The sequence below is a fragment of the Flagellimonas spongiicola genome (assembly GCF_023502425.1).
GTDB classification, from domain to species: Bacteria; Bacteroidota; Bacteroidia; order Flavobacteriales; family Flavobacteriaceae; genus Flagellimonas; species Flagellimonas spongiicola.
Genome location: NZ_JAMFMA010000002.1, coordinates 567,900 through 581,851 on the forward strand (window position 1 = coordinate 567,900; position 13,952 = coordinate 581,851).

The 13,952-nt window shown below is 39.6% G+C and carries 12 protein-coding genes; 9 read left to right on the forward strand and 3 right to left on the reverse strand.

Features of this window, described 5'->3' with window-relative positions; all coding sequences use genetic code 11:
• Positions 1–3: 3 nt before the first annotated feature.
• Positions 4–1,905, forward strand: coding sequence for an alpha-amylase family glycosyl hydrolase (locus M3P19_RS08760; RefSeq protein ID WP_249657288.1), 1,902 nt, complete (start codon positions 4–6; stop codon positions 1,903–1,905).
• On the opposite strand, the gene M3P19_RS08765 is transcribed toward M3P19_RS08760, so the two are convergent.
• Genes M3P19_RS08765 through M3P19_RS08775 form a run of 3 tightly spaced genes read right to left on the reverse strand, consistent with a single transcriptional unit; the run spans position 1,902 to position 4,674 of the window.
• Entirely contained in the window at positions 1,902–3,038 is a 1,137-nt protein-coding gene (locus M3P19_RS08765; RefSeq protein WP_249657289.1) for an ATP-binding protein, read from the reverse strand. The genes M3P19_RS08760 and M3P19_RS08765 overlap by 4 nt on opposite strands.
• On the reverse strand, positions 3,035–3,793 hold the full coding sequence (locus tag M3P19_RS08770) for an SDR family NAD(P)-dependent oxidoreductase (RefSeq protein WP_249657290.1): 759 nt from the start codon (positions 3,791–3,793) through the stop codon (positions 3,035–3,037). Before M3P19_RS08770 ends, M3P19_RS08765 begins: the two co-directional genes overlap by 4 nt.
• 8 nt (positions 3,794–3,801) lie before the next feature.
• Positions 3,802–4,674, reverse strand: a complete 873-nt coding sequence (locus M3P19_RS08775) for an aldo/keto reductase (RefSeq protein ID WP_249657291.1) — start codon at positions 4,672–4,674, stop codon at positions 3,802–3,804.
• Between the two features lie 157 nt (positions 4,675–4,831).
• On the opposite strand from M3P19_RS08775, the gene M3P19_RS08780 reads away from it, so the two are divergent.
• From M3P19_RS08780 to M3P19_RS08815, 8 genes are all read left to right on the forward strand, one after another.
• Positions 4,832–5,833, forward strand: coding sequence for an AAA family ATPase (locus M3P19_RS08780; RefSeq protein ID WP_249657292.1), 1,002 nt, complete (start codon positions 4,832–4,834; stop codon positions 5,831–5,833).
• Between the two features lie 89 nt (positions 5,834–5,922).
• The gene (locus tag M3P19_RS08785) at positions 5,923–6,789 is read left to right on the forward strand and encodes a DUF58 domain-containing protein (protein ID WP_249657293.1); all 867 of its coding nucleotides are present in this window, start codon (positions 5,923–5,925) and stop codon (positions 6,787–6,789) included.
• Positions 6,790–6,818: 29 nt separating this feature from the next.
• A complete protein-coding gene (locus M3P19_RS08790) occupies positions 6,819–8,453 on the forward strand; it encodes a BatD family protein (protein WP_249657294.1) in 1,635 nt (544 codons plus the stop codon).
• Entirely contained in the window at positions 8,453–9,451 is a 999-nt protein-coding gene (locus M3P19_RS08795) for a vWA domain-containing protein (RefSeq protein WP_249657295.1), read from the forward strand. Before M3P19_RS08790 ends, M3P19_RS08795 begins: the two co-directional genes overlap by 1 nt.
• Positions 9,452–9,454: 3 nt before the next feature.
• Positions 9,455–10,501 carry a VWA domain-containing protein gene (locus M3P19_RS08800; protein WP_249657296.1) on the forward strand — a complete coding sequence of 349 codons (1,047 nt, stop codon included), beginning with the start codon at positions 9,455–9,457 and terminating at the stop codon, positions 10,499–10,501.
• Positions 10,482–11,375, forward strand: a complete 894-nt coding sequence (locus M3P19_RS08805) for a tetratricopeptide repeat protein (RefSeq protein ID WP_249657297.1) — start codon at positions 10,482–10,484, stop codon at positions 11,373–11,375. The genes M3P19_RS08800 and M3P19_RS08805 overlap by 20 nt, the downstream gene beginning before the upstream one ends.
• On the forward strand, positions 11,375–13,162 hold the full coding sequence (locus tag M3P19_RS08810) for a BatD family protein (protein ID WP_249657298.1): 1,788 nt from the start codon (positions 11,375–11,377) through the stop codon (positions 13,160–13,162). The genes M3P19_RS08805 and M3P19_RS08810 overlap by 1 nt, the downstream gene beginning before the upstream one ends.
• The gene (locus M3P19_RS08815) at positions 13,159–13,920 is read left to right on the forward strand and encodes an SH3 domain-containing protein (protein ID WP_249657299.1); all 762 of its coding nucleotides are present in this window, start codon (positions 13,159–13,161) and stop codon (positions 13,918–13,920) included. The genes M3P19_RS08810 and M3P19_RS08815 overlap by 4 nt, the downstream gene beginning before the upstream one ends.
• Positions 13,921–13,952 lie beyond the last annotated feature (32 nt).

Here is a 13,952-nt window from a genome sequence, read left to right on the forward strand (position 1 = left end):
CTTGTGTCAAAAAGAGCAAAGAATGCTACGCTCAACGAACAATTCAATCTTAGACTAACCACTAACTTAAGTCTTGTCCAACAGCTCTTTTTTTCCTTGTACCCTATGGAAAATCACAGCAAGGATTTTGATCGACTACTTAAGTTACTTCCAAAATTATTTGACACAAGACCTGAGGATTTAAGACTTCAGGACGTGGCGCGATTGGCCTCTGGCACTTGGTATCAAAGTGAGCAAATAGTAGGCATGCAGCTCTATGTTGAGAATTTCAACAAGGATTTAAAAGGTCTCAAGGAAAAAATACCGTATCTATTGGACTTAGGCATCAATTTCCTTCATATTATGCCCATAACGGAACGTCCAAAAGGGGAAAGTGATGGTGGTTATGCGGTGAACAGCTACCACAAAGTGGACAAAAAATATGGCTCTCAAAAAGATCTACTGGATATAACCAAAACCTTTCGCGACAAGGGCATACTGTTGATGCTGGATTTTGTTGTAAACCACACTTCAGATGAATATTCTTGGGCAAAGAAAGCAAAGAAAGGGAGTCCAAAATACCAACAGTACTACTATACCTTTAATGACCGGACTATCCCCGATGAATTTGAAAAGACCTTGCCTGAGGTATTTCCCGAAACCTCGCCTGGTAATTTTACTTACATCCCTGAAATGGAAAAATGGGTGATGACCGTGTTCAATAGTTACCAATGGGATCTTAATTACACCAATCCGGATGTTTTTATGGACATGCTTGCCAATTTGGTGAAAATGGTAAACTTAGGCGTGGATTTGGTGCGGTTTGACGCTCTGGCATTTTTATGGAAGAAAATTGGTACGATTTCACAAAATCAACCCGAAGCCCACATCTTGGTCTCCTTATTCCGGATGTGCTTGCAAATCGTGGCTCCCGGCACCATATTTTTGGCTGAAGCCATTGTTGCTCCTACGGATATAATCAAATATTTTGGTGAAGGCCCCAGAGAAGGGAATGAATGTGAATTGGCTTATAATGCATCCCTAATGGCACTGTTATGGAATTCCATTGCCACCAAAAAAACAGGCTTGTTGTATAAAAGCATGTTCAATGTTCCCAAAAAACCTGCCTCCTGTACCTGGATAAATTATGTAAGATGCCATGATGATATTGGATTAGGATACGAAAATCGCTTTATACGGGAAATGGGCTGGGACCCCAACCAACATCGAAAGTTTTTACTGAATTATTACTGTCAAAAATTGGATTGGTCTCCTGCCACAGGTTTACTGTTCATGTATAACCCAAAAACTGGAGATGGCCGAATAACGGGGAGTGCTGCTTCCTTACTAGGATTAGAAAAGGGAATCGCTACCAAGAATACGAAAATGGTTGATCATGCCCTGGCCAAAATTGTGCTTCTCCATGCTGTTATCCTATCCTATGGAGGTATCCCTATGATTTATGCTGGCGATGAGATAGCAACGCTAAATGATTATTCGTATTTGGATGACGAAAGCAAACAAAATGATAGTAGATGGGTTAACCGTCCTAAACAAGATTGGCAAGCAATTGAAAAACTAAAAAACAAAGATCTTGCATCATCCAAGATTTATCATAAACTAAAACAATTGGTGGCGATAAGGAAGTCCAACCCCACTTTGGCTGATAATGACAACCTCAATCTAATTGAAAGTGGGAACGATCATATCTTGGTATATGAGCGTACTGGCAAGAACGATGCAAACATATTGGTTATCTGCAATTTTGATGAAATTCCCCAGATCATTGACTCGAACTTGGTTTTGAAGTTAGGATATTTCACGCAAGGAGACCCAAAAAATTTGGTGTCTGGAAAAACCGTAAGCGTCAACAGTGCTTTATTTGAATTGCAACCCTATGAAATTATGTGGCTTAAAAAGAATTAATTGTAACGGACTTTCCTTAGTACACGCAAGGATTCCTTTAAAGAGCTGTAGATTTTCGTGTCATAGGTTTTAAGCAATGGTCTGGCACGCTCCAAACGTTCTTTTGCTTCTTCAAAACCGTTCAAATAACAAATCAAGTACGTAGCAGGCAAATACGTTAAATCCAACTTTTCAGCAGTATTCAATTTGATTTTTTGTTCCAGTTTTTGGAGTAACGTATTGTTTGAGTTTAAAACGTGGTAAAGTGTTTTTTTATCATATTGAGGCGGCTCAAATACCAATTCGCTATTTATGGTGTATTTCCCATTCTCGGAAAATGTAATTACCACTTCTTCCAAAGGGTAATATTTTTGTTGGGAGGCCAAGCCCAGTTGCACAAACTCCATCATTGTAAAGGAGTCTTCGTTATAATCAATAGTTATTTCATCCAAAGCCGAGTAAAATAGTTTTACTTGTTCGTTGATCAACTCAATATCTACCCTGGAATAGTAGGTCTTGTTCTTTACTTTATTCTTGTTCCCTGCCCAGCAAACAACAAATTGTTCTTTAAAAACGCGATAATCACTTGTTAAATCGGCATGCCTATGATTGATGAAATTGATTACGGCATCCAAAGTCAACTCAATGTTATTTCTTGCATGTTGCTCTATAGTGGCCACCGCTTCTGAATTGATATCCTTAAGTTCTATATCAAAGGCCTTGGGCAAGCTAATGCTCCCTTCCCTAAAAAAAACTGCTCCGCCGTAGTATTTCCAAATATTTTTTCTGAGGGCACATACCTTACCATTGGATCGTATGGTTACCAATCCTACCACTTTTCCTTCTGGTAAGTGAGGAAAGGGAATGTTTTCGTACGAAATTATGGGGGGATTGTCTAAATAAGCATTAACAAGGTTTTGGATCTTGCTATCATCAAAAAAATCAACCCCAACAATTTTGTTGTCCTCGTCTTCAACGCCAACAACGATAAATGAGTTGTTCATGGGATTACTATTGGCCAATGCACAAACATGCTTCAAGAATTTTGCCTTCCCCTCCTTTTCTCCAATGGCGATGAATCGTTTTTTATCGTAAAAACTGTTCTCGTCGTTATGGGCAAGTAGGTTCTTTACCAGAAGGCGTTTATTGATCATAACACTTTCCTAACTATAGTGCTGCTGGCTTGGTCTGTGGGCATTACCACTAAATCTGCAATGTTCACGTGATACGGTCTTGTAATTACAAAATGGATGATGTCCGCAATATCAGGGGCCGTCAAGGGTTGGAATCCCTTATAAACAGATTTGGCCCTTTCTGAATCTCCTTTAAATCGCACATCGCTGAACTCGGTTTCCACAAGACCTGGATTAACAGCCCCAACTCTAATCCCATGCGCATTTAAGTCCAATCGCATACCTTGGTTTATAGCATCTACTGCATGCTTACTCGCGCAATATACATTGCCTTTGGGGTATACTTCCTTGCCAGCAGTGGAACCAATATTGATGATATGACCGGATTTTCTGTCCACCATTTGAGGCAAAATTGCTTTGGACATGTATAATAATCCTTTCACATTGATATCCAACATGGCGTCCCAATCATCCAAACTCCCTTGGTCAATAGTATCCAATCCATGCGCATTGCCCGCATTGTTTATCAATACATCTATTCTGGAAAATGCTTCTGGTAATTCGGTGATAGCATTCAAAACAGCATCTCGATTACGGACGTCAAATTTCAAGGTATGGATTTTGGCTTCTTTTCCTAAATCTGTTTTAAGTTGGTCCAATCGTTCGCTGCGACGACCGCAGAGCACCAAGTTAAATCCGTTTTTAGCCAATAATTCTGCTGTGGCCCGTCCTATTCCACTAGTGGCTCCAGTAATCAAAACAGTCTTTGTGTCCATATCTTAATTTAAGGTACTTCTTGTCCATGACTTGATTCTAACAACTTGAACCAGTCTTGTAATTCAATATCTATGTGTTGGGCTTTGGCGGACCCGGTCAAACGTTCTTTGGTTGTTGTTCCTATAACCGGTCTAGGTGTTGCAGGATGATGCAGCATCCAGGCTAAAAGAAACTGGCTTGCTTCAACATTGTATTTATCGGCCAGCTCTCGTAAGGTATTGTTCACGCGTTCGGTACGGTCGCTTTTCTCGCGGAAAACCTGACCCAAAGGACTCCAGGACATCGCCATACGTCCATTCGATAAACAATCATCAAAAGTACCATCGTACAATGGATCTAAATGGGTAATGGAAAACTCCACTTGATTGGCCCTTATTGGAATGAACTTATCCAACATAGCGACCTGACTAGGACTAAAATTTGAAACCCCAAACTGTTTGATTTTACCTGTTACAAGCAGTTTATCAATCGCTTCTGCAACTACTGAAGGATTCAGTAACGGGCTTGGTCGATGTAAAAGAAATAGATCTATATAATCTGTCTTCAAGTTTTTCAAGGACTGTTCCGCTGACCAGATAATATGATCTTTGCTGTAATCGTAATGTTTCAATTGGATGCCCTTGCGTGAAGTCATTTGGATTCCACACTTAGTTATCAACTGGATTTGACTGCGATCTATAGTACTTTCTGCCAAGGCCTTGCCAAAATCCGCTTCTGTTGTATAATCCCCATAAATATCTGCATGATCGAAGGTATGAAGGCCTACTTCAAGACAATGCTCCATCAAGTCGATCATTCCTTTCGTGCCAAGTTGCTTTCCCCAAGAGCCCCAAGTCATCGTCCCAACAATGACTTTGGAATAATTATCCGTATTCTGCATATCAAGTGAAAGTATAAAATTAAACCCTTAAAACCTTCATAAAACTAGGGCTTCGCGGATTTTTTTAACCATTAATTAACAGATGGATTTTAAATAAATTTTCATTTTGCACATCTAGAAAAAAATCAACAGAAATATCTAAACGATAAAGGTTTATATGGAAGAAAACACTACTATAGATATTAGTGCTGTGAATGAGAAAATTGCCCAGGAAAGTGCTTTTATTGACTTGCTTACCACAGAGATGAACAAGGCCATAGTTGGCCAAAAACATATGGTTGAGCGGCTATTGATCGGACTACTTGGTCAAGGACATATATTATTGGAAGGTGTTCCCGGATTAGCGAAAACACTGGCAATCAACACACTTTCTAAAGCTGTGAAAGGCGATTTCAGTCGTATTCAATTTACCCCGGATTTGTTGCCTGCAGATGTTGTGGGTACCTTAATATATAATATCAAGGAAAATGATTTTTCCATCAAGAAAGGGCCAATTTTTGCAAATTTCGTCCTAGCGGATGAGATCAACAGGGCTCCAGCTAAAGTGCAATCTGCTCTTTTGGAGGCCATGCAGGAAAAGCAGGTGACCATTGGGGATGAAACTTTTAAGTTGGATGCACCTTTCTTGGTAATGGCAACGCAAAACCCAGTTGAGCAGGAAGGTACTTATCCACTTCCAGAAGCTCAGGTGGACCGATTTATGCTTAAAACTGTTATCGATTATCCCAAATTAAACGAGGAACAGTTGATCATTCGACAAAATCTTAAAGGGTCACACGAACCGGTTAAACCTGTAGTGACCTTAAAACAGATTCTTAGTGCACAAAAAGCCGTAAGGGAAGTGTATATGGATGAAAAAATAGAAAAATACATTCTGGATTTGGTGTTTGCTACACGTTATCCTGAAAAATACAATCTTGAAAATCTTAAACCCCTGATCAGTTTTGGTGCTTCTCCAAGGGGAAGTATCAATTTGGCGAATGCCTCCAAATGCTATGCATTCATAAAACGAAGAGGATATGTGATTCCTGAGGATGTAAGAGCCGTTGTACATGACGTGCTTAGACATCGTATTGGTATTACCTATGAGGCCGAAGCTGAGAATATCACTTCAGAAGAGATTATCAATAAAATCGTGAACGAGGTAGAAGTGCCATAGCATTGCAAAATTGCTTTGGTTATTTGATGACCACGTTTTACCAACTTACCATCACCAAAAACTGAAAACAAAATACGGTTTGCTCACCGATGGATACGAAAGAATTACTTAAAAAAGTACGCAAAATTGAAATAAAGACCCGGCGTCTCTCCGATCATATTTTTGGTGGGGAGTACCATTCTACCTTTAAGGGTAGGGGTATGACTTTCAGTGAAGTTCGTCAGTATCAGTTTGGTGATGATGTGAGAAACATTGATTGGAACGTTACTGCCAGGTACAATGAGCCTTTTGTAAAGGTTTTTGAGGAAGAACGCGAACTTACCATGATGCTGATGGTAGATGTGAGTGGCTCTGAATTGTTCGGCACCACCAATCAGTTTAAAAAAGAAGTGGTAACAGAAATCAGTGCAACACTGGCATTTTCTGCATTGCAAAACAATGATAAAGTTGGTTTGATTCTGTTCTCGGATGAAGTAGAGCTGTTTATTCCTCCAAAAAAAGGAAAAAGCCACGTACTTCGAATTATCCGTGAATTATTGGAGTTCACCCCCAAGAGTAGCGAAACAAATATTGCTGAAGCACTTAAGTTCCTCACCAATGTGATGAAAAAGAAAGCCATTGTTTTTGTCCTTTCAGATTTTATTGCTGATACATACGATAACACACTTCGCATTGTTGGGAACAAACATGATGTAACTGGAATCCGAGTCTATGATGCAAAAGAAGAGTCCATTCCAAATTTGGGAATGGTACAAATGCAAGATGCAGAAACTGGACGATTGCAACTAGTGAATACGAAATCCAAACGTGTGCGAAATGCCTATGGAATGTTCCATAAAGAAAAAGTAGAATATTTCCAGGACACGTTCACAAAATCGGGATGCGGGGTTATCCATTGTCGGGTAGATGAGAGTTATGTGAAAAAATTGTTGGGCTATTTTAAAAGAAGAGGATAATGCATAAAAAGCATTGGTACATAACAAACATGAAATTCAATCACTTGAAATCAAGTGTGTTGCTGTTCCTGTTTGTTTTCTCACTCACATTATCTGTATCAGCTCAGGAAGAATCCAAGGTTACCTCCGAGATAGATACTACAGGGATAAAAATTGGAGAACAGATAAAATATACGATTACCGTAGAAACGGATTCCTTGAATGTGGTCCATTTTCCTGAAGGTCAAACCTTTTCGCCTTTGGAAACGGTTGAAGCAATAATGCAAGACACGGTAAAGAACAACAACAAGGTTGTTTTGCAACAAGTTTATGCGCTAACACAATTTGACAGCGGTGCCTATACCATCCCTCCTCAAAGAATAGCCATTAACGAACAACCCTTTTTTACGGACTCATTCAATATCCGTGTTGCAGATGTGGCCGTAGATACCACCAAACAAAAAATGTACGACATTAAACCACTTATTCAAGTGGATAAAAGTTATGCGAAGTTGTGGATGACCATTCTTTGGATCACAATAGCACTCTTGTTGATTGCATGTTTGGTGTATTGGTTTTTCCTAAGAAAGAAGCCTTTGACGGAAGAAGAAAAAGAAGCACTTTTACCTCCTTATGATCGTGCTTTGTTGGAATTGAAAAAGTTAGAAAATTCCAGATACCTCATCCATGATGAATATAAAAAATACTATTCGGAGCTAACAGATATAGTTCGTTCATATTTGGAGGAAGATGTAAACGTTTCCGCCTTGGAAAGTACCACAGGTCAGTTAATCACCAAATTGGAATTACTTAAAGATGCCGGTGAGTTAAACCTTGAGCATGAAACGATAGATCAATTCCAAAAAATTCTTCGAACCGCTGACTTGGTAAAGTTTGCCAAATCCAAACCTTCAACATCTGTTGCAGAGGAAGACCGTAAAATGGTGGAGCAAATCGTGGTAAAAACGCATGACGCACTGCCAGAACCAACAGAGGAAGATTTAATACTGACCGCGGAGTATCAATTGGAACTGGCCAAGAAAAAACAGCGTAAAAGAATAATCTGGGCGGCGGCGATTTTTGTCGGTCTGCTAGTTACCGGAAGTGCATTTTCCATAGCGTATTACGGGTATAAAGAAGTCAAGGATACTGTCCTTGGTCACCCTACAAAAGACCTTTTGGAAGGCGAATGGGTAGCAAGTTCGTATGGGTATCCTCCTATTGAAATTGAAACTCCACAAGTCCTAATAAGACAAGAAATAGAGCTACCTGAACAGGCAACTGAAGTCGTAAAAAGTCACCAAACCTTTATGAACGGGAAGGTAGATGGATTGTTTTCGGTATCCACCAATTCCACTACCTACAAAGAAGCTGTTGATCCTGACTTTGAGGCATTGGTTGAAGCCAATCTTGCGCAATTTGAAGGGATGGGTGTAAAAAATATGTTGACCAAGACCGATGAGTTCAATACTAAATCAGGAGTGTCTGGAATTAAAACCTACGGGTCTGGTTCTTATGAAAATCCAACCACGAAGCAATCGGCAAGAATCGATTACATGATTCTTTGTTTTGGTGGCAAAGGATTTGTGCAACAAGTAGTGATCTATCATGAAAAAGGAGATGCATATGCGGAACAGATCGTGAATAGAATGCTGGCATCTTTGGACGTAAAAACACAAGTATAATGTTTGATAATATCGAATTTGCAAACCCACAGTTTTTTTGGTTGCTATTATTGCTGCCATTGGCTTTGCTATGGTATCTATTCAAACACAAGGAGGAAATGGCCTCTTTGCGAATTTCCAGTATCAAAGGATTTACCATAAATAGCCTGACTGCCAAATTCAGACCAGTTCTTTTTGCTTTACGCCTTTTGGCATTGGCATCCATAATAACAGCTTTGGCCAGACCGCAAATAGAAGATATTTCCACACGTACCAAGACCACAAAAGGTATAGATATTGTAATGGCCATTGATGTTTCCTCAAGTATGTTGGCACGGGATCTTAAGCCGAACAGGCTTTCCGCACTTCGTGATGTAGCAGGAGAATTCATAAAAAAACGCCCCAATGACCGTATTGGTCTGGTAGGATATGCTGGAGAGAGCTACACCAAAACGCCGATTACCAGCGACAAATCCATCGTTTTAAATGCACTGCGTGAAATAAGTTATGGTGATTTGGAAGATGGAACAGCAATTGGCATGGGCTTAGCAACTTCCGTAAATCGATTAAAAGAAAGTAAGGCAACAAGTAAAGTTATCATCCTATTAACTGATGGAGTCAACAATTCAGGATTTATTGAACCAAAAACTGCCGCAGATTTGGCTATTGAATTTGGCATTAAGACCTATACTATAGGATTGGGGACCAATGGGAATGCACTTTCACCGGTGGCATACAACCCTGATGGAACATTCAGATATGGTATGCGTCAGGTGGAAATTGATGAAGCTTTATTAAAAGACATCGCCAAGGTCACGGGTGGTAAATACTTCCGTGCCACAGATAATGAAAAACTTGAAGAAATCTATGACGAGATCAACAAGTTGGAAAAAACCGAAATTGAGGAATTCAAATATTACAACTACGATGAAAAATACCGCTCCTTGATTTTCTTGGCGGGAATTTTGTTGTTATTGGAGTGGGTATTACGTAATTCCGTATTTAAAAGTTTTATTTAAGCAATGATTCAGCTTGACGAAAAAGCATATTTCTATCTATTGGCCATTATTCCTGTAATGGTTGTGGCCTTCTTTTTCCTTCAAGTTTGGAAGCGAAAGACTCAGAAGCAATTTGCAGAAGCTTCTTTGCTGCGAAAGTTGGCGCCGAATCGGTCTAGCTTTAAATCGGCACTCAAATTGATTTTTCTTCTATTGGGGTTGAGCTTTCTTATTCTTGGGTTGGTAAACCCAAAAATCGGTACCAAGTTGGAAACCGTTAAGCGCGAAGGTGTGGATATTGTATTCGCAGTGGATGTCTCCAAAAGTATGCTTGCAGAGGATATTGCCCCCAACCGACTGGAAAAATCCAAGCGTTTGGTATCCGAAATCATCAATCAATTGGCAAGTGACCGAATTGGGATTATTGCATATGCGGGACAAGCCTACCCTCAATTGCCAATAACCACAGATTATAGTGCGGCGAAAATGTTCTTACAGAGCATGAACACCAATATGCTTTCATCGCAAGGTACTGCAATCAACGCCGCAATTGATTTGGCCAGCACTTACTACAATGATGCCGAACAGACCAACAGGGTGTTGTTCATTGTTTCTGACGGAGAAGATCATTCCGAAAGTTCAACCATTGAGGCTGTGGATAAAGCTATTCAAAATGGTATCCGCATCTATACAATTGGTGTGGGAAAACCCAAAGGTGCACCAATTCCCTTAAAAAGAAACGGCATTGTTGAGGGATTGAAAAAAGACAATCAAGGCGAAGTAGTAATCACGAAACTCAACGAAGCCGTATTGGCTGAAATTGCAGAAGAAGGTAATGGACAATATATTGATGGTTCCAACACGGAAAATGCTGTGGAATACATTAAGGAGCAATTGAACCAAATGGATAAGAAGGAATTTGAAGCCAAGCAATTTGCTGAATATAAGGACCAATTTCAATGGTTCTTGGGCATAGGGCTTTTCTTTTTATTTTTGGACATTTTCCTATTGGACAGGAAGACACGATGGTTGAAGAAATTAAATCTTTTTAATGAACATGATGATGCATAAGACGAGTTTGTTATTGGTCATGTCACTTCTAATAACCTGGGGATATGGCCAGGAAGAAACGGAGGAAGCCAAAGTCGCAGAAAAAGCACTTCAAGCTTCCACCAACTTGACTTGGGAAGCCAATATGGAATTGACCACAAATGATTTTATCACTGCAGAGGGTGAATACCGCAAGGCGATTTCCAAAAGTGAGGACAATACCGTGGCCCCATTCAATCTAGGTACTGCGTATTACAATCGGGAAAGTTATAGTGAAGCCTTTGGTAGGTTTAAACAGGCGGGTGAAAAATCCAAGGAAAAGCCTAATAAACACAAGGCGTTCCATAATATGGGCAACGTGTTCATGAAAAACAAGGAATACCAAAAAGCTGTTGAAGCATACAAGGAAGCCTTGCGGAACAATCCAACAGACGAGGAAACCCGATATAATCTAGCGCTGGCCAAGAAAATGTTGGAAAAAGAACAAGAGGAACAAAACAACGACCAGAACGACGATAATAAGGATCAACAAGATCAAGACAATCAAAAGGATAAAAACCAAGACCAGAACAACGAGGGCGAAAACAACAAGGATCAAGAAGGCGAGCAGGACGAGAATGAGAACAAAGATGAGGGTGATGATGGTAAGAATGGTCAAAATGAAACTGAAGAAAACAAAGAAGGTGACGGCGAAGAAAAGAAAGAACAGGAACAAAAACCTGATGAAGGTGATGAGCCTGAAGAAAAACAACAACAACCTCGTCCTAACCAACTCTCCAAACAGCAGATCCAGAATTTGCTAGAGGCCATGCAAAATGAAGAGAAAAAAGTGCAGGAGAAAATGGAGGCCAAAAAAGTGAAAGGAAAAAAAATTAAAAACGAGAAGGATTGGTAATGAAAAGCAGGAACCACATATTACTGTTTTTTGCCTGTATCCCTTTCCTTTTTGGGAGCACGTTACATGCTCAGGAAACTGCTGAAGAAGTTTCGTTTAAGATGATTTTGAGCAAGGAGAAGTTAGGTGTAAATGAACGCCTTCGCGTTGAATTCACCATGAATAAGGATGGCGATAATTTTGTGCCACCGCAATTTGATGGCTTCAATGTTGCCATGGGACCTTCGCAATCTATCAGCTCTTCTTGGGTTAACGGAAAGCGCAGTTTTTCCAAAACCTACTCTTACATATTGGTACCAACGGCAAGAGGTAGATTTACAATCAAACAAGCCACTATTGAGATTGAAGGTGAAACCTACAAAACACTGCCCAAAACCATTGAAGTAACGGCTGCAGTAGACAAACCTAGTGATCAAAGAACCGTTGACGATGTTGCAGACGAGAGTCTTCACTTGGTAGCAGAGGTTTCAGATGCAAGTCCTTTTCTAAACGAAGCAGTGACCGTAGTCTATAAGCTATATGTTGGCCATTCCATTAGGGTAACGAACTACAGGTCATTGGACAATCCAACTTATAACAACTTTTGGAGCCAAGAAATTGACGTATCCAAACCCAAACCAAAGAATACTACCTACAACGGTAAGCCCTATTTATCAGTGGTGCTTAAAAAAGTGGTTTTATATCCTCAAAAATCAGGCAAATTGGACATTGAACCATTAGCCCTGGAAATTTATGTGGATGTACCAACCAATAGAAGGGATTTCTTCGGCGGTAGAATCTATACGCAAACAACAAAAACAGTATCTGCAGGCAGCAGAACTTTAAATGTAAAAGTGTTACCAGTTGCTGGAAAACCAGCGAATTTTGGTGGAGCCGTTGGGGATTTCGATTTCAGCGTAACCACAAGTAAAAAGGAACTGAATGCGTCGGAATCATTACAAGCTAGGGTTGAAGTGTCCGGCAAAGGAAATCTAAAACTCTTTCAACTCCCTGAACCAGAATTGCCAAGTGCATTAGAGGTTTATGAGCCTGAATTTGATGAAAAAGTACGAACCATTAGTACAGGAATGGAAGGTAAAGTGGCCAACAATTACACTATTGTCCCCAATTACCGAGGAAAATATCCAATACCAAGTATATCATTTAGTTATTTCAATCCCAAAACGGCAAAGTATGTTACGCTCAATTCAGATGAAATAAACATTGAAGTGCTTGAAGGACCTCTCGGTTCTGAGGAAAATACTGTAGCTGCCACAAACAATAGACAGGTGGTTGTGCCTACAGGAAAACAATTTCATTTCATTAAGTTAAGTCCCAACCTGAATAAGATAGGGGCCAAGTATTTCTTTGGTTCTTCCAAGTTTTTCTTAATGCTATTTGGTCCGTTATTGCTTATTCCGATTGCTGTTTTCTCCTTTAAAAAACGAGAGGCAATTGCAAGTGATGTTGTGGGCAACAAAATAAAGCAGGCCAACAGATTGGCAAGAAAATACCTTTCTACCGCAAAAAAAGAACTAGGTAACAAAGAAGCCTTCTATGTTGCATTGGAAAAAGGGCTTCACAATTACTTAAAAGCAAAATTGAAGATTGAAACTTCAGAATTCAGCAAGGAGAAAATCACCAATATATTGAACGATAAAAGTGTTTCCTCCGATGACGTAGAAGGTTTTATCAGTTTATTGAAAAATTGCGAAATGGCCCGTTATAGCCCATTCTCAGATGTACAGATGCAACATGATTATGAAAAGGCCAGTGAAGTGATTTCCAAATTAGACAAGCAGCTATGAGAAAACTGATTTTGACCATAGTAATTGTATTTTCAGCCTTCTTGGGTACTGCCCAAAACGCAGCCCTATTTAATCAGGCCACAGAATTCTACAATAAAGGTGAATACGAAAGGGCTATTGCTAATTATGAAAAAATCTTGGCAAATGGACAGCATTCAGCGGAATTATACTTCAATCTGGGAAATTGCCATTACAAACTAAATGCAATTGGCCCAAGCATACTGAATTACGAAAAAGCCTTGCTGTTAAAACCCAATGACAAGGAAATCCGAAACAACTTAGGGTATGCTCAAAACATGCGATTGGATGCCGTAGAAGAAATGCCGAAAACGGAAATAGCCCAAATTTATGAGGGAATGGTCAACTTTTTCTCATTTGATCAATGGGCCTATCTTGCAGTTGCATTTATGCTTCTATTTGTTCTGGCTTACTTGGCCTATTTCTTTTTGCGATTGGCCTCCCAAAAGAGGATAGCCTTTATTTGCAGTATGACGAGTATTTTACTTGGATTTATATGCGTTTTGTTTTCTTATCTTCAATATCAAGAGTTTAAAAACGACAACCCGGCCATTGTTTTTAGCAAGGAAGTAAACATTAATTCCGAACCAAACAATTCCAGTGAAATTGTCTTTACTTTGCATGAAGGAACCAAAGTGAACGTTCTGGAAAAGTTAAACAATTGGAAAAAGATCAGCATTGCCGATGGGCAGACAGGCTGGATAGAAGCAGAGAATATTAAATTGTTGAAGGATTTTTAAAATTTATTTAACAAAAAAGATACTTGTTAATT